The sequence below is a fragment of the Pontibacillus halophilus JSM 076056 = DSM 19796 genome, assembly GCF_000425205.1.
Taxonomy (GTDB): Bacteria; Bacillota; Bacilli; order Bacillales; family BH030062; genus Pontibacillus_A; species Pontibacillus_A halophilus.
In genome coordinates this window covers 150697-167592 of sequence record NZ_AULI01000009.1, presented here as the reverse complement: position 1 = coordinate 167592, position 16896 = coordinate 150697, and the positions used below count along the sequence as shown (strand labels likewise).

18 protein-coding genes are annotated in these 16896 nt (G+C 41.8%); 6 read left to right on the top strand and 12 right to left on the bottom strand.

All coding sequences use genetic code 11. The features are described 5' to 3' along the window. Positions 1–270 (top strand): transposase (locus H513_RS0110735; RefSeq protein ID WP_026800749.1); only part of this gene is annotated, 270 nt, incomplete at its 5' end. Positions 271–318: 48 nt separating this feature from the next. Here H513_RS0110735 and H513_RS0110730 read toward each other — a convergent pair. Both H513_RS0110730 and H513_RS0110725 read right to left on the bottom strand, forming a co-directional pair. After that, on the bottom strand, positions 319–597 hold the full coding sequence (locus H513_RS0110730) for a UPF0223 family protein (RefSeq protein WP_036769933.1): 279 nt from the start codon (positions 595–597) through the stop codon (positions 319–321). Positions 598–612: 15 nt separating this feature from the next. Then, entirely contained in the window at positions 613–1572 is a 960-nt protein-coding gene (locus H513_RS0110725; protein WP_026800747.1) for an NAD(P)H-dependent flavin oxidoreductase, read from the bottom strand. Between the two features lie 118 nt (positions 1573–1690). Between H513_RS0110725 and H513_RS0110720 the strand changes: the two genes are divergently transcribed. Then, positions 1691–3157, top strand: coding sequence for an aminotransferase class I/II-fold pyridoxal phosphate-dependent enzyme (locus tag H513_RS0110720; protein ID WP_026800746.1), 1467 nt, complete (start codon positions 1691–1693; stop codon positions 3155–3157). Between the two features lie 133 nt (positions 3158–3290). On the opposite strand, the gene H513_RS21255 is transcribed toward H513_RS0110720, so the two are convergent. The 4 genes from H513_RS21255 to tnpB all read right to left on the bottom strand — a co-directional run bounded on the left by H513_RS21255 (position 3291) and on the right by tnpB (position 6215). Then, positions 3291–3404, bottom strand: a complete 114-nt coding sequence (locus tag H513_RS21255; RefSeq protein WP_081658256.1) for a GapA-binding peptide SR1P — start codon at positions 3402–3404, stop codon at positions 3291–3293. A gap of 153 nt (positions 3405–3557) precedes the next feature. After that, positions 3558–3752, bottom strand: a complete 195-nt coding sequence (locus H513_RS0110710; RefSeq protein ID WP_026800745.1) for a hypothetical protein — start codon at positions 3750–3752, stop codon at positions 3558–3560. A 230-nt stretch (positions 3753–3982) separates the two neighbouring features. Further along, complete coding sequence (locus H513_RS0110705; protein WP_026800744.1) at positions 3983–4861, bottom strand: polysaccharide deacetylase family protein; 879 nt, start codon at positions 4859–4861, stop codon at positions 3983–3985. Positions 4862–5042: 181 nt separating this feature from the next. Next, on the bottom strand, positions 5043–6215 hold the full coding sequence (tnpB, locus tag H513_RS0110700; protein WP_026800743.1) for an IS200/IS605 family element RNA-guided endonuclease TnpB: 1173 nt from the start codon (positions 6213–6215) through the stop codon (positions 5043–5045). Positions 6216–6277: 62 nt separating this feature from the next. Between tnpB and H513_RS21905 the strand changes: the two genes are divergently transcribed. The 3 genes from H513_RS21905 to H513_RS0110685 all read left to right on the top strand — a co-directional run bounded on the left by H513_RS21905 (position 6278) and on the right by H513_RS0110685 (position 9257). Next, positions 6278–6430, top strand: coding sequence for a ribbon-helix-helix domain-containing protein (locus H513_RS21905; protein ID WP_010170315.1), 153 nt, complete (start codon positions 6278–6280; stop codon positions 6428–6430). A gap of 152 nt (positions 6431–6582) precedes the next feature. Next, a complete protein-coding gene (locus H513_RS0110690) occupies positions 6583–7644 on the top strand; it encodes an FUSC family protein (protein WP_051239889.1) in 1062 nt (353 codons plus the stop codon). A gap of 80 nt (positions 7645–7724) precedes the next feature. Further along, a complete protein-coding gene (locus tag H513_RS0110685; RefSeq protein ID WP_026800741.1) occupies positions 7725–9257 on the top strand; it encodes a glycine betaine uptake BCCT transporter in 1533 nt (510 codons plus the stop codon). 463 nt (positions 9258–9720) lie between these two features. On the opposite strand, the gene H513_RS0110680 is transcribed toward H513_RS0110685, so the two are convergent. The 6 genes from H513_RS0110680 to H513_RS20065 form a co-directional block, all read right to left on the bottom strand. After that, complete coding sequence (locus H513_RS0110680) at positions 9721–9960, bottom strand: hypothetical protein (RefSeq protein WP_026800740.1); 240 nt, start codon at positions 9958–9960, stop codon at positions 9721–9723. 134 nt (positions 9961–10094) lie between these two features. Beyond that, positions 10095–11504, bottom strand: coding sequence for a dihydrolipoyl dehydrogenase (gene lpdA, locus H513_RS0110675; RefSeq protein ID WP_026800739.1), 1410 nt, complete (start codon positions 11502–11504; stop codon positions 10095–10097). 4 nt (positions 11505–11508) lie between these two features. Further along, on the bottom strand, positions 11509–12804 hold the full coding sequence (locus tag H513_RS0110670) for a dihydrolipoamide acetyltransferase family protein (RefSeq protein ID WP_026800738.1): 1296 nt from the start codon (positions 12802–12804) through the stop codon (positions 11509–11511). Between the two features lie 30 nt (positions 12805–12834). Further along, entirely contained in the window at positions 12835–13812 is a 978-nt protein-coding gene (locus H513_RS0110665) for an alpha-ketoacid dehydrogenase subunit beta (protein WP_026800737.1), read from the bottom strand. Positions 13813–13815: 3 nt separating this feature from the next. Further along, positions 13816–14859, bottom strand: coding sequence for a pyruvate dehydrogenase (acetyl-transferring) E1 component subunit alpha (pdhA, locus tag H513_RS0110660; protein ID WP_154655230.1), 1044 nt, complete (start codon positions 14857–14859; stop codon positions 13816–13818). 443 nt (positions 14860–15302) lie between these two features. Further along, positions 15303–16064, bottom strand: a complete 762-nt coding sequence (locus tag H513_RS20065) for a YkyA family protein (RefSeq protein WP_330981687.1) — start codon at positions 16062–16064, stop codon at positions 15303–15305. A gap of 203 nt (positions 16065–16267) precedes the next feature. Here H513_RS20065 and def point away from each other — a divergent pair, with 203 nt between their 5' ends. After that, positions 16268–16822 (top strand): peptide deformylase, encoded by a 555-nt coding sequence (gene def, locus H513_RS0110650; RefSeq protein WP_026800735.1) that lies wholly within the window; start codon positions 16268–16270, stop codon positions 16820–16822. Positions 16823–16896 lie beyond the last annotated feature (74 nt).

The window sequence follows — 16896 nt, the reverse complement described above, 5'->3', positions numbered from 1 at the left end:
GTTAAAGAAGCGTTACAGGCCTTTTATGAGAAAGTGAATCAAGCTGGGCTTTCGGAGTTTATTCAGGGGATAAAAACGTTGAAGAACTGGCAACCAGAGATTTTGAACAGCTTTGCGTTCAACTATAGCAACGGATTCGTAGAAGGGTTGAACAATCAAACGAAGGTTATTAAGCGAGATGCGTTCGGATTCCGAAGGTATGACCGTTTCCGATTGAAGATTCTTCTGCATCATCAATACAAACATACAAAAGACTTTCAAGTTGGTTAAGGGGCAGGAGTTTGCCTCCTACCCCAACAATTGACTTAGAACCTTTATTTATAACTTCACGTAACCTTCTTCTTCAGTTTGTTTTGCCTCTTTCACTGCTTTGTAAATGGAGTAACCAGATTGTTGCTGAAATTCTTCTCCTAGCTTTTTTTCTTCGCTCTTTGAAGGAACAATTTGCTTAAATCGAGTATATGCCATCATTAAATCACTGCGCTTAATCCCCTCTTCATATGCTTTCTCAATTATGTGATAGAAATTAATCACATCAATAACTTCTTCTGTAGACCAATGTTCAACATCAATTGGATAATTGTACTGTTCACTCATTATAAAACGTCCTCCCTACATGCCCCATTTCTCTCTAATGGATGAGGCTTCTTCAATGATACGTGAGAAAAGCATCTGGACCGAGGGCACATCATGGATCCGCCCTGCAACTTGGCCAGCCCAGCCAAACCCATTCTGCTCATCTCCATCATAAATATAGCGTTTGTTCGCTTGTCCATCGATATACGATTGTAACACAGAGAAACCAGGTTCGTCTTTTTCAAGCTGTAAGATGCGTTCTGTCCATGTGTTGCTCAATGCTCTTGCTGGAGTACCTAGGCTTCGTTTAATAACCGTCGTTGATGTGCTATCACTAGCAAGTAAATCTTGTTTATAGCGCTCGTGGGCGTGTACACATTCCTTAGTCGCAATAAACCTCGTCCCCATTTCAATCCCCTCCGCGCCAAGGGCAAGAGCTGCCATGAACCCCCTTCCATCTGATATCCCACCAGATGCGATTACAGGGATATCCACTCTATCAACCACTGAAGGCGTAAGGACCATCGTCCCCACATCATCTCTGCCAAGGTGACCTCCCCCCTCATGCCCAACGACCATGACCGCATCCGCACCTAGCTCCTCCGCCTTGATTGCTTGTCGTACAGAAGCTACTAACACAAGCGTGACAATCCCCTTACCTTCCACGGCTTGTAGAAGGGGTTTTGGATTGCCGCCTGTTATCGTTAATACCGGAACTTGTTCTTCTAAAGCGACTTCTAAAAACTCCTCATAACGCCTCCCATGCTGACCAATAGCGAAATTCACACCAAACGGTTTCGTCGTCTTCTTCTGTAACGCTAGAATCTCTTCTCGTAATCGTTTCGGTTCTTCTAAGCTCATCGCTGTAATTTGCCCTAATCCTCCTGCATTACTGACAGCAGAAGCTAGTTCAGAGTAAGCCAGATGAGCTAATCCCCCTTGAAGGATTGGATATTCAATCCCTAATAGTTCCGTAACTCTCGTCTGTACACGCATCAGTTCCCCTCCATCCTAAAATTCCTTCTGTACAATCATTCTGTAAGAAGCTAGTAATTCCCTACGCACTCTGCTATAATTCAAATGCTTTAAGACATTATGTAAGAGGTGTTGAAATTTGTCTCAACAACGAACCCCGCTATTAACCGGGTTGAAGAAGCATGCGAACAGAAAGCCTTATCAATTTCATATCCCAGGGCATAAAACCGGAAAAGGAATGGACCCTGAATTTCGAGAATTAATCGGTTCGGACGCCTTAGCCATAGATTTAATCAACATCAGTCCACTCGATGACCTTCATCATCCACACGGTATGATTCAAGAAGCACAAGAACTAGCAGCAGAAGCGTTTGGAGCTGACTATACCTACTTCTCTATACAAGGAACTAGTGGGGCCATTATGGCCATGATTATGGCTGTCTGTGGACCTGGCGACAAGCTGATTGTGCCGAGGAATGTTCATAAATCAGTCACGTCAGCAATTATCTTCTCTGGTGCGACTCCGATATTCGTCCACCCAGAACTTGATGAATCACTTGGAATTTCTCACGGCATTACGCCTGATTCAGTTGAGAAAGCCCTACACGCACACCCTGATGCGAAAGGTGTGCTCGTCATCAACCCAACGTATTTTGGTGTGTCTGCTGATTTAAAACGAATCGTGGACATTGCTCATCACGCCAATATCCCTGTTTTAGTTGACGAGGCACATGGCGTCCACATCCACTTTCACGAACAAATGCCACTCTCTGCAATGCAGGCTGGTGCAGATTTAGCAGCAACAAGCGTCCACAAACTAGGCGGCTCGCTTACTCAGAGCTCTGTATTAAATCTGCGTGAAGGCCTTGTCTCCCATGAACGGGTGCAGATGGTCCTTTCCATGTTAACTACGACAAGTACGTCCTATATCCTACTAGCCTCATTGGATGCCGCTAGAAGAAATCTAGCCGTCAATGGACACGAACGTCTATCGAAGACGATTCAATTAGCTAACAGAACGAGAAAACAAATCAATACGATACCGAACTTGTATTGTGTTGGAGAAGAGCTATTAGGTAGTGAAGCCACGTATGACATGGACCCGACGAAATTAATTATTTCCGTCAAACAGTTGGGGCTAACAGGATACGACGTTGAAGTATGGCTTCGAAAGCATTACAAAATCGAAGTGGAGCTTTCTGACCTATACAATATCCTTTGTATCATTACACCAGGTGACAGTGAAGAAGAGACAGATGTGTTGCTGCAAGCTCTTAGCGATCTTTCCCAATCTCACTCCCCTGAAGAACACACATACGACCCGAACGTCACGGTGCCAGACATTCCAGTATTGGCTCTTTCTCCAAGGGATGCGTTCTACTCAGAGACAGAAACCATTCCATTACTAGAGTCAGCTGGACGGATTAGCGCAGAATTTATGATGGTTTACCCTCCAGGCATTCCAATCTTCTTGCCTGGTGAGATTATTACCAAAGAGAATCTTGATTACATCTCTCAGAATATTCGTGCTGGATTACCAGTTCAAGGACTACAAGATGAAACGTTAGAATGGATTAAGGTGATTAAACAACACCGTCCATTTTAATGAATAAAGGGAGCGTAACCGCTCCCTTTATTTGTGCGTACTTAACGCCTCTCTCCTATGTCACATCCCCTACATAAAAAAGAAGCCCAATTCATTTAGAATTGGACTTTACTCACATGTATTTTCAACCGATTTATTCTTCTTCCTCATGTTGACTGCAACCGCAAACGCCATAAAGAGTTGTTACTTTCTCATACTCGAAATGCTCAATAATCCCCTGACAATCTTTACATACGATCGTACCCATCATTGATCACCCCTTAAATTTTTAAGCGCTTTCATTGAATAACTTTATTATATATGGGGATGCTGATAATTTCAACATAAAAGTATAACATTTTTAAATAAATGTGTTACGCTAATTAGGCTATCTCATCATTTTATGACACCAAATGAAGATTTAGAACATAGGACGAGCTAAAATGGCATTCTTAATATGCTGTAGTGGCAGGAACAGCACTTGTTTGTTCGCTTTAATAAGCGCAAGGTGGGCCGGGAAATGATTCCCTTTCCGCGGGCGAGCTACCGAGCCTCCTCGGGAAAATACACCCTGCGGGGTCTCGCTTACCTCTTTCTCCCGCAGGAGTGTCACCATTTCCCGACCCACCTTTACAAAATAGGAATGAACAAACGAAAACACCAGGAGAATTGTATTAAGTTCATAGTCGAAAAGGAGTAGTCTCGATACATTTACAAAACTAGTCAGTCCTGTGATTAATAACGCTAACCACTATTCGTTATAGTTCATCGTATTTGAACTTATTAAATCTTTAACAGCATACATAAAAAGCCAAGTCGTATGCGACTTGGCTTTTCTGTTCATACTTATTCTGATGCTGGTGTTTTAATTGTGTCAGGATCAATTAACGTATAGCCTTTATCACGTAAGCCCTTCACAATGTCATCTAAGGCTTTCGCTGTCCATTCACGGTCGTGCATAAGTAGATTGGAACCATTGCCTAGTAAGTTCGTGTTGACCATAATGTCCGCAATCGCTTCTTCGCTCTGATACTCTGCATTCCAGTCATACCCATACGACCAGTTCATTAGAAGCATATTTTCTTCTGCTGCAAGCGATTTGGAATAGTCCGTATTTACGCCGTGAGGAGCTCTAAAGAACTTCGGCTTCTCCCCAACCACTTCTTCAATGACCTGATTCAGCTCAAGGATTTCACTCTTTTGTTGTTCTTGTGAAATTGTATCAAGCTTTGCGTGCGTGTATGTATGGTTGCCGATTTCAAATCCCATATCGTAAATTTCTTTCAAAGCTGCCTTCTCTTCGTCACTGTTGATGAAATGACCGTTAACAAAGAAGATAGCTGGAGCGTTTAACTCTTTCAGTGTCTTTGCCATTTCTAAACCGTAATTATCTGGCGCATCATCAATGGTTAAGAGCACGGCTTTCTCTTCTGCATCCCCAACTGGCTTTAAGCTCCATACATTTGTTAATTCGTACATAGGCTCTAAAGATTCCTTTTGTTGTGGTTCTTCACTTTCTTTGTCACTTTCCGTTGATTCTTCTTCCTCTTTAGTTTGAGCCTCTTCCTCCCTACTCTCCTGGCTTGAATCTTTTTGTTCTTCCGTCTCTTCTGCTTTCTCCTCTTCCTCTACTGGTTCCGACTGCGCATTTTGTGTGTCTTCTGCACAAGCTGCCAATACTAGTAGCATCGCAAATAACCCGAGGGTCTGAAGCCATCGTTTCATATCGTGGTTCGCCTCCTACATTTTTCTAGATGTCATACTCTTTCAATTATAGTAAATGGATAAGCTCCAGACTATTGTTTTTTACAAAGTGTTATTCTTGAACTACCCACCACTTATCGACCTTACGGTCTGATTGAAGTGGGGGATTCCTAAGAACACCAACCTATCGGTTAGTTATGGATTAGGCTATCCCCGCAGCTCCTGCGGTTAATCGTAGTGCTTCGTTACGAAGATTCAAACTTGCGTTAATATCTCTTTGGTGATGCGTTTTGCATGTAGGACACACCCACTCACGCAAAGCGAGACTTTTAACGTCTTTATTTTTGTGACCACACGTTGAACAAAGCTGACTGGAAGGGAAGTTTTTTGCTACGGTTACAACCTGTTTCCCGTACCATTTTGCTTTATATTCCAACATTGTGCGAAATTGTGACCATGAGACTTCACTAATCGCTTTAGCAAGGTTATGATTCTTTAACATATTCTTAATAGACAAATCTTCGATACCAATGATGTCGTGGTTTTTGACAATAGCGGTAGAGATTTTATCTAACATATCTTTTCTTGCGTTGACCATTTTTTCGTGAAGCCGAGCCACTTTTACTTTTTGTTTATTCCAATTCGAAGAACCGATTTGCCGCCTTGAAAGAATCCGTTGGGCTTTGGCTAATTTTTCTTCTAATGTACGAAAGAATTTTGGATTAGCATATACCGTTCCGTCTGAAAGAGTGGCGAAGTCTTTCAATCCTACATCAATACCAACTGCTGAATCTGTTTTTTTAAATTGTTGAATTTCTGTTTCGACTAAGATTGAAATGAAATATTTTCCTGAAGGGTTGCGTCTAATTGTAGCGTTCATGATTCTGCCTTCTACTTCACGACTTTTCGCAAAACGAACAAGACCCAGTTTCGGTAGTTTAATATGTTTATCCAAAACAGAAATATTCCCGTTTACACATTTCGTTGTATACGATTGAACAGGATTCTTTTTTGATTTAAAACGGGGCTCTTTATTCTGTTTCTTGTAATACCTTGTATATGAATCATTTACAATTTCAACGGATTTTTGAAGAGCGATACTATCGACTTCTTTCAAGAATGGATAGTGTTTTTTCAGTTCACGAATCAATTTAATGGATTGGTTCTTGTTAAAGAACTCACCTTTCCAATGGTTTTGTGTAAGTTGACCGTTTTGTACCATGTCGTTGACAATATGCCAATACGCATCTTTAACTTTTTGTTTGCCAACAAAATAGTTATATACAAAGCGAGAACATCCAATGGTTTTGTTAATCAGTTCAATTTGCTTTTGATTTGGATATAGTCGGAATTTGTACGCTTTTTTCACTAACATTGATTTTCACCTCCTTGTAATATATGATATACATAGTATATCGATTTTAGGAGGAAAGAACAATGGAAAAGCAATCAGTTATGTTACGATTTCCAAAAACATTATTAGACAAAGTGGATGAATACAAAGAGAAAAAAGGTTTCGGCACTCGTACTCAAACAATATTTCATCTTATTCAAGTAGCACTCGAACAGTCGGACAATCGAGATAGCTAAAGCTATCCCTTGTCCGAAGGCGATTCATCCCCCAATTACTCATTGGGCTTCGCCCTTCACATTCCTTGAAGATGAGGGTTTTCTCGGCTATTTTCGATAAAATAGAGACAGAGTGTTCTTACTCATTAGTACAAACAGATTAGGTGATTATAGTGAAATCTTATTTTCAATACTTGAAATTGTTCGGTGGACGTACATTAAAGACAGGGATTTCTGTCTTCTTTACAGCATTCATTTGTTTATTATTTGATTTACCTGTTACATTTGCGGTCATTACGGCAATCGTTACGGTAGAAAACACGGCAGCGGACTCCCTTCGGAAGGCGTTGGTTCGCTTTCCTGCCTCCGCGATCGGAGCATTACTTGCTGCCATCTTCTTTGGACTCTTTGGTTTATCTCCCATTACATTTGCATTGGCAGCTATGCTCACCATTGCAGTTTGTGTAAGGCTAAAGTTGATTGACGGGGTGCTCGTTGCGACGATTACAGCTGTGGCGATGATTCCTGAATTCGGAGATGACTACTTCACATCATTCTTCACACGTCTAGGGACGACTTCAGTCGGGATTATTGTTTCTACCCTAGTGAACTACTTGCTGCTACCGCCAGACTACTCAGAACGTATTTATGGCAACATTAAGGACCTTTACTGTGAGGCTGCAGACATTCTTGAAGGAACAGCAGACATTCTGTTCGATCAAACTAAGATGAATTACACCTCCATGCAGCGAAGATACCGACAGCTCACAATCAAATTGGAAGGAACATACCAGCTTTCTCAATATCAACGAGAAGAGTGGAAATACCATCGTCACTCCACAAATGAAATGAAGGCATTTAGCTTTGCGCAGAAAAAACTAAACATTCTTCAACAAATTACGTATCATTTAGGCAACCTTCAACATTTAGAATTAAACGTAAACGCGTTTACAAAGGAAGAAAAAGAGGTAATCGAAAGTATCATCTCGTCGATTGGGGAAATATTAAAAACACCCAATCATGAAATTAGCGTCGAGCATTTTCGACAAATTGAACAACTTGACGAAGATTTTTGGAAGTGGAAAGACGAACATATCGAGCATCCGACGAAATATCGACACCACTTTCCGCCGGAAACCATCCTCTTATATGAAATTCTTTCACTCCACGACGTTTTGGAAGAATTGGCCGACGTCTCAGAGCGGCGATACCAACTTATCCAGATTCAACCTTGAGATATTAAAGTTTCTCACGTATAATTGTTGGATGGGTCGAATATTGTCAAAATAATATGAGGAAAGGAATTGTCATTCTCATGAAAAATGTCACAAAAGTCTTCTTCCTTTCTTTAGCAGTAGCTATCCTCTTTATCATATGGGGATCGATTTCAAAGGAAGTCTTACCGGATTACAACCTTGATGCTGTAACTTCACAAATTCAAGGATTTCTAGTTGAGAAATTCGGTTGGTTCTACTTACTATCGGCTACTGGGTTCCTTATCTTCGCGATCTTCCTTATTTTCTCGAAGTATGGAAACATTAAGTTAGGAAAAGATGGAGACGAACCAGAATATAACTACATTACCTGGTTTGCCATGCTCTTTAGTGCAGGTATGGGTATTGGACTTATCTTCTGGGGAACGGCTGAACCAATTTCCCACTTCCACAACCCACCGTTTGGAGAAGGTGAAACAGCTGAGTCAGCTAAAGTAGCAATGCGATATAGTTTCTTCCACTGGGGACTTCACCCATGGGGAATTTACGCTGTCATTGCACTAGCTCTTGCTTATTTCCAATTCCGCAGACAAGCTCCAGGGTTAATCAGTTCAATCTTAACCCCTCTATTGGGTGAGAAACGAACGAGTAGCGGCTGGGGAACACTTGTAGACTTTATCGCTGTATTTGCTACCATCTTCGGTGTAGCAACATCATTAGGCTTAGGTGCCAAACAAATCTCTGGTGGATTTGCCTATATGTTTGATGGTCTTGAAGATGGATTTGGATTACAGATTACGATTATCCTAATTGTTACCTTCTTGTATATGTTGTCAGCTCAAACTGGCTTGAACAAAGGTATCAAATACTTAAGTAATACGAATATTGTGTTAGCCATTGCGCTTATGGTCTTTATTCTGTTTGCAGGTCCTACAAACTTTATTATGGACTTATTTACGACAACACTCGGAAGCTATGTGCAGAACGTTCCATCAATGAGCTTTAAATTAAGCCCGTTCGAACAGAACACATGGACCCAATCTTGGACTATCTTCTACTGGGCTTGGTGGATCTCTTGGGCACCATTTGTAGGTACGTTTATTGCGCGTGTATCCAAAGGCCGTACAGTACGTGAATTCGTATTAGGTGTTCTACTTGTTCCGACAATCTTTGGTGCACTTTGGTTCTCCACATTTGGTGGCGCAGGAATTTACCAAGAGTACTTCCAAGGCGAGAACATTATGCAACTCATTAATAGTTCAGGTAATGAAGTGGCACTATTTGAGATGTTATCCAATCTACCATTAGGAAACATCATGTCCTTTATTGCGATTCTGTTAATTACAACTTTCTTCATTACATCTGCAGACTCCGCTACCTTTGTGCTTGGTATGCAGACGACAAACGGAAGCTTGAACCCATCTAACTCTGTTAAATTCATCTGGGGACTTGTACAATCCTCTACAGCAGCAATCTTGCTATGGCAAGGTGGCCTCGGAGCACTACAAACGGCAGCAATTATTGCAGCCTTCCCATTTGCGATTATCATGATCTTGATGGTGTTCTCACTCATCAAAGCGTTCCAGGAAGAAGCAAAGCGTTATCCATTAACTAGACAAAAACGTAAATCTTAATCATACTGTGTCACACTCTACGTGTAACACTATAAACAAAACCCGCGGAGGATTGTCCTTCGCGGGTTTTCTCATAACTTTAGGTTAATTCTTTGTTATGTATATTAGGAACGATGTGTTGGTTGTACAATCACCTTTGACTCATTGCTGTAGGAACAGATAGACAGCAGAGTGTTGACCGCTATCCCTTGTCGTATGGGAGAGTAATACTATTTCATAAAGTAATCGATTATCAACTCGCTGATTAAACACTTCAATTGAATTTGTATGCTAAGTAACGTATATACCACACTTCTCACTTAGCATAAACTTGGAATCCCCTCTTAAATAAAAGACTCGTTCTATTCCCCAATTTAGCGCTCATGAGCCCTTTAATGAGCATACACGTTAGTATATGTTAGTCCACCCGATTACCCACTCGAGAACAGTGCTGTAAGCCTTCTATTCCTACTCTCCTCTGAAACTAAACTAGGATTTGAAACAGCTCATACCCTCCTAAGATGATGACACTACTCGTAAGAGAATAAAGGAGCGCGAATCGTTTGCTTGTCGTCACAGATTTAGTCACATGCAAGGAAATCACTACCCATAAGAGGAATAATACAAACTGGAAGACAAAATGGTCTTTACGAGATAAATGAACAACGAATAAGAAAGCACTCCAGTAGACGAGCAGCACATTATACAATAGAACCACCTTCATCCTTACCCTCCCCCCTTCTCTTACTCGTAACGCTCTGTATACTTGTCTTATACATTCTATGTAGGGAAGTCTATAATCAGACAAAAAACACAAAAAAAGCCTCAGAACATTACGTTCTGAGGCTTCTTTCATTATTATTTTACGATGTGAATCGGTTGACCAAGAGCTACTTCAGAAGCTTCCATCGTAATCTCACCAAGAGTTGGGTGAGCGTGGATTGTTAGCGCAACGTCTTCAGCAGTCATACCAGACTCAATTGCAAGACCAAGTTCAGCGATCATGTCACTTGCGTTAGCACCAGCAATTTGAGCACCGATGATTAGACCATCGTCTTTACGAGTGATTAGCTTCATGAAGCCATCATTCTCGTTAAGGGATAGCGCACGGCCGTTTGCAGCAAATGGGAATTTAGAAGCATTCACTTCATAACCCGCATCTTTTGCTTCTTGTTCCGTGTAACCAACAGTAGCTAGTTCTGGCTCAGAGAATACGACAGCAGGGATGCCGTGGTAATCAATTTCAGATTTCAAGCCGCTGATTGCTTCCGCTGCAATCTTACCTTCGTAAGAAGCTTTGTGAGCAAGTGGTGGTCCTGGAACAATATCACCGATTGCATAGATGTTCTTCTTGTTCGTACGGCACTGGTTATCAACCTGGATAACACCTTTATCATCCATTTCGATACCCATTTCAGAAAGACCAAGCTCATCCGTGTTCGCTTTACGTCCAACTGTTACAAGTACGTAGTCTGCTTCGACAACTTCTTCTTTGCCTTTCGCTTCATACGTTACTTTAACGCCGTTATCCGTGTATTCAAGACCTTGAGCCATTGCGTTTGTTACAACGTTAACGCCTTTTTTCTTAAGGTTACGTTTAACAAGAGAACGCATTTGCTTCTCAAAGCCCATAAGGATGTCGTCCATACCTTCAAGGATTGTTACTTCTGTACCGAAGTTTGCATACGCAGTACCAAGCTCAGTACCAATGTAACCTCCACCGATTACAACCATCTTCTCAGGAATTTCGTCAAGGTTCAACGCGCCTGTAGAATCTAGTACACGATCAGAGTATTTGAAGTTTGGAAGTTCGATTGGACGAGAACCAGTTGCAACGATACAGTTATTGAACTTGTACGTTTGAGAGCTGTTTTCATCCATGATACGTACTGTGTTTTCGTCTACGAAGTAAACTTCACCTTTAAGGATGTCTACGTTATTGCCTTTAAGTAGGCCTTCAACACCAGTAGTAAGTTTGTTTACAACGCCACCTTTCCACTCTTGCACTTTGGAAAAGTCAACGGAAACATTTTCAGTCGTAATTCCCATTTCGTCCGCACCTTGTGCGTGCTCGTAACGGTGACCAGCTTGGATCAACGCTTTAGAAGGGATACAACCAACGTTTAGGCAGACACCGCCTAGGTTGCCTTTGTCTACAATCGTTACGTTTTGACCCTCTTGGGCTGCACGGATAGCTGCAACATAGCCACCCGGTCCAGCGCCAACAACTAGAGTGTCAAGTTCAATTGGGAAATCTCCTACTACCATAACTTTACGCCTCCATCATGATTAATTGTGGATCGTTCAGTAGACGCTTCACTTGGTTCATAGCATTCTGTGCTGTAGCACCATCAATTAGACGGTGGTCGAAGCTTAGGGATAGAGCTAGAACAGGAGCTACGACTACTTCACCATCTTTCACTACAGGTTTCTCAGCGATACGGCCGATACCTAGGATAGCTACTTCAGGATGGTTGATAACTGGTGTGAACCACTGACCACCAGCAGAACCGATGTTTGTAATTGTGCAAGAAGCACCCTTCATCTCATCTGTTGATAGTTTACCATCACGTGCTTTTGTTGCCAATTCATTGATTTCTGCAGATACACCGAAGATGGACTTACGGTCAGCATCTTTAACAACTGGTACAACTAGGCCACGGTCCGTGTCAGCAGCAATACCAATGTTGTAGTAATGCTTATGAACAATTTCTTGTGTTTCATCATCAAGAGATGTGTTCAAGATTGGGTATTTCTTAAGTGTAGATACAAGTGCTTTTACTACATAAGGTAGGTAAGTCAACTTGATATCTTGATCTGCTGCAACTTGCTTGAACTTCTTACGGTGCGCAACAAGTTCTGTTACGTCCACTTCGTCCATAAGCGTAACGTGTGGTGCAGTTTGTTTAGAGTTAGACATTGCTTTCGCAATCGCTTTACGCATACCGCTCATCTTCTCGCGAGATTCAGGGTATTCGCCTTGTGGCGCTGCTGCAGCTGCTGGTTGAGTAGACTCTTCGCTTTGCGCTGCTTCTTGAGCTTCTTCAGCTGGTGCTGCAGAAGTTTGTCCGCCATTTAGGTAAGCGTCAACGTCGTCTTTAAGAATACGACCGTTTTTACCAGTTCCGTCTACTTTAGCGATGTTTACGTCGTTGTCACGAGCGTATTTACGCACAGATGGCATTGCAATGACACGCTTGTCAGTTGCTTCATCATCTTTCGCAGCCGGCTCTTCTTTTTGGTCTTGTTGTGGAGCAGCTTCTTCTTTAGGCTCTTCTTTCGCTGGTTCTTCAGCTGGAGCTTCGTCAGAGCCGTATCCATCATCGTAACCTGGTGCATCAAAGGAGATGATGACTTGACCTACTGTAGCCACTTCACCTTCGCCTACGTGTACTTTTTCGACTTTACCGTCTACTGGAGATGGAATTTCAACAACTGCTTTGTCGTTTTGTACTTCACAAAGTACGTCGTCTTCTTTTACTTCGCCACCATCTTGAACGAACCATTTAACAATTTCACCTTCATGAATACCTTCACCGATATCCGGTAGCTTAAATTCGTATGCCATGGTTGGTACCTCCTATCTAGTCTTCGTTAATTAAAAGTTAATAACTTGGTTGACTTTTTCTACAATGCTTGCGTGACTTGGTAGCCATACTTCTTCTGCAGAAGAGAATGGATAAACTGTGTCTGGTGCTGCTACACGTAGAACTGGTGCTTCTAGAGATAGGATAGAGCGCTCTTGAATTTCAGCAGCTACGTTGCCTGCGATACCAGCAACTTTTTGAGCTTCTTGAATCACAACAGCACGATTCGTTTTCTCAACAGATTTAATGATTGTTTCATAATCTACTGGAGCTACCGTACGAAGGTCGATTACTTCAGCAGAGATGCCGTCTTCAGCAAGTTGGTCTGCCGCTTTAAGTGCAGCGTGTACCATTGCACCGTAAGCAACAAGTGTTACGTCAGTACCTTCACGTTTAACAGCTGCTTTACCAAGCTCTACTGTGTACTCTTCTTCAGGTACTTCTTCACGGAAGGAACGGTATAGCTTCATGTGCTCAAGGAAGATAACAGGGTCGTTATCACGGATAGACTGGATTAGAAGTCCTTTCGCATCATATGGGTTAGATGGGATTACGACTTTAAGTCCAGGCTGTTGTGCCATTAGACCTTCCAAGCTGTCAGCATGAAGTTCTGGAGTGTGTACGCCGCCACCGAATGGAGAGCGAACTGTAACAGGCATGTTGTACGTACCACCAGAGCGGTAACGGTAACGAGCCATTTGACCACTGATTGCGTCCATTACTTCGAATACAAAGCCAAAGAACTGAATCTCAGGCACTGGACGGAATCCTTGAAGTGCAAGACCAATTGCCATACCACCGATACCAGACTCAGCTAGTGGTGTGTCAAATACGCGATCTTCTCCGAATTCTTTTTGTAAGCCTTCAGTTGCGCGGAATACACCGCCGTTTTGACCAACGTCTTCTCCGAATAGAAGAACGTTTTCGTCATTGCGGAGCTCAGTGCGCATCGCATCTGTGATGGCTTGAATCATTGTCATTTGTGCCATGATCTACTTCGACTCCTTTTCTTTGTATTCATCATATTGCTGCTGAAGGTTTTGATCCATGCCTTCTTCATACATAAGTTCCATTAGTTCTGTAACTTGTTGTTTAGGCTGACCATCTGCTTCTTTAATTGCAGCTTTGATTTCTTCTTTTGCATTTTCAATGATTTCGTTTTCCTTCTCTTCAGACCATAGGCCTTTGTTCTCTAGGAACTTACGGAAACGAACAAGCGGGTCCTTTTGTTCCCATTCGCTATCCATCTCTTCTGTACGGTAACGAGTTGGGTCATCCCCTGCCATTGTGTGTGGACCATAACGGTAAGTTAGCGTTTCAATTAGCGTTGGACCTTCACCATTGATTGCACGCTCACGCGCATCTTTAGTTGCTGCATATACAGCAAGAACGTCCATTCCGTCTACTTGAACACCCTCAATACCAGCTGCTACAGCTTTCTGAGCGATTGTTTTCGCAGCAGATTGCTTTTCAACTGGAACAGAGATTGCGAAACGGTTGTTTTGTACGAAGAAGATTGCAGGAGCGCTATAAGCACCAGCAAAGTTCATACCCTCATAGAAGTCACCTTGAGAAGCACCACCGTCACCAGTGTACGTTACAGCAACGTTTTGCTTACCGCGTTTCTTCATACCAAGTGCTACACCAGCAGTTTGCGTGATTTGCGCACCGATGATGATTTGTGGACTTACTGCGTTCACGCCATCCATTTGGTTTCCTACATAGTGACCTTTAGAGAATAGGAACGCTTTGTAAAGTGGAAGACCATGCCAGATTAATTGTGGAACATCACGATATCCTGGTAGTAAAAAGTCTTCTTTCTCTAGTGCAAAGTGACTTCCTAGCTGAGAAGCCTCTTGTCCCGCTGTTGGAGCGTAGAATCCTAGACGTCCTTGACGGTTTAGTGCGATTGAGCGTTGGTCTAGAATACGAGTGTAAACCATACGACGCATTAGCTCTTGAAGTTCTTCATCTGAGAGTTGTGGCATAGCTTCTTCATTTACAACTTCGCCGTTCTCATTAAGAATTTGAAACATTTCATATTGCTCTTCAATATTTTCAGTTGTGCGTTTCAAAGTTCTTCACCTCTTCCTTTCTTCGTTCAAAATTAAGATAACCTTTATTAACTTTGCCAAAAAGTTAACAAAACATTTGTACCGATTGTTCCCCATCTTTGTTTACCCTCTATAGAAACGGGGTAATCATGCAGAAGAATGTGTATTAAGTATCTGTTTCATACATTGTTATTACAACCAGTGGTACAACTTCAATCAGTTGTTAGTTTAGCCCATGTCGACGTAATTCGTCAAATACTTTGTGTTTTACTAACGAAAAATGACAATCGGTTTGGAAGTATTCGTTAACTGTTTTACTAATTCAGCAAACTGTATCAGTCATTTTTCCTTACTGTATTATTACAATTGAATGATTAGGAACACGAAGAAACCGCCCAACAATTTTTATTGGACGGTTTTTTTCTTTACTGCTCGTTATCTTCAGTTTCATCAGTATTTGTTTCTTCTTGGTTGTCTTCTTTAGCTTCATCAGTATTTGTTTCTTCTTCGCTGCCTTCTTCATCAGAAGATTCTTCCCCGTACTCCACATTCATTTCAGCAGCGTCGTAGAATTCTTTCTTCAACTGATTGTACTGTTCTGTATGCGTATTGAATTCATCGTTCGCATTTTTAACTTGCTCGTAGGTCTTGTTAATCTCATCAATTTTGGACTGAAGTTCTTCTTCCTTCAAATCTTCTTTCTGAAGCATTTCATAAAGCTCTTTATCTAGAGTAATCGATTTGTCATAAGCTTCATAAAGGCTTTGGTACGCTTCATACCTTTGGTTGAATGCTTCTACCATTTTTTCTGCCTTTTCTTTGACTGTTTCATCCTCTAAATCATCAACAAGAGCTTCCGCTTGATCAAATTCTTCTTTAGCAGCTTCTATACTTTCTTTCTCAACCTCAAGCTTTTCTTTACGCTGCTCAATTAAGCCAATTGCCTCATTGGACAATTCTTTAATTTGATCAAGGTCATTTGAACCTAGATCGATAATTTGCTTATACAGTTCTTGCTCCTGCTGTTCGAGATCGACAAGTGGTTGCTGTTGGTCTCGAAAGTCAGATTCAAGATTCACTGCTTCTTCTAGATGCTCGTACATTTTCTCCGTTGTGGAGGTGCCAGAACAAGCGACTAGCACGAAAGCAGTAACCATGAACATAATTAGACGTTTACCTAAGCGCAATTCATTTTCCTCCTTAAGATGTTACAACCTACTAGTTAAATCTTATACCATTGTCCGCCCGAAAAAAAGTGTTGTTTCACGTTGGGACAATTGGACCGAAACGCTTCCACCTACATAAGCTACTATTGGATTAGACCTTTCGACCATTTATGAGGGATATGGTACACTGTTGTTTATGTGAACTACAAAAAGGAGTGACCCATATGATTACGATGAACGACATTGTCCTAGAAGGACACCCAACCCTTCGTGAAGTTGCAAAGGAAGTCCCATTGCCTGCTTCTGAAGAAGATAAACAAACACTAACTGAAATGCTACAATACCTTAAGAATAGCCAAGACGATGAAATGGCCGCCCAATACGATTTACGTCCAGGTGTAGGCCTTGCTGCCCCGCAGCTTGGAATTAAAAAGCGTATGCTTGCCGTACACTTTGAAGATTTCAACGGCAAATCATATAGTCACGGATTGTTTAATCCACGAATTGTGAGTCATTCCGTTGAACTCGGCTACCTCTCATCAGGAGAAGGTTGCTTATCTGTCGAACGTGAAGTACCTGGATATGTTCCTCGTTACGCACGGATTACAGTGAAGGCTACCGATTTAAATGGCGAAGAAGTTAAGCTTCGACTAAAGGGCTTTGCTGCTATCGTTTTCCAGCATGAGATTGACCATTTAAATGGCGTTATGTTCTATGATCATATTAATCATGATAATCCGTTTAGCGAACCCGAAAACGCGAAGCCAGTTGACCGATAAAGAATGAAAGCTTGTAGAGAAACCCCGTGTTTTTCTACAAGCTTTTTTCTTATCCTAGAACTCAAGCATTATGC